The sequence below is a fragment of the Methylobacterium sp. AC690 genome (assembly GCF_979256535.1).
Genome location: NZ_CEEDOX010000114.1, coordinates 1 through 244 on the forward strand (window position 1 = coordinate 1; position 244 = coordinate 244).

At 72.1% G+C, this 244-nt stretch carries 1 protein-coding gene; it reads right to left on the minus strand.

Annotation, left to right across the window (positions count from 1 at the left end; translation table 11 throughout):
- On the minus strand, positions 1-244 hold a 244-nt coding region (locus AC0IY1_RS25515), incomplete at both ends, for an isocitrate/isopropylmalate family dehydrogenase (RefSeq protein WP_471773372.1).

The window sequence follows — 244 nt, forward strand, 5'->3', positions numbered from 1 at the left end:
GGGTGACGGCCGAGTCCAGGAGGTCGGCGGCCTCACCCAGGCCGAAGGAAGAGCGCAAGCACATGGTAAGCGAACCGATCATGGCGATCGGGTTCGCGTAGCCCGTGCCGGCGATGTCCGGGGCCGAGCCGTGGACCGGCTCGTAGAGGGCCTTGCGGCTGCCCTTGGCGGCGACGGCACCCAGCGATGCGGAGGGCAGCATGCCGAGGGCGCCGGGGAGCAGCGCCGCCACGTCCGACAGCAC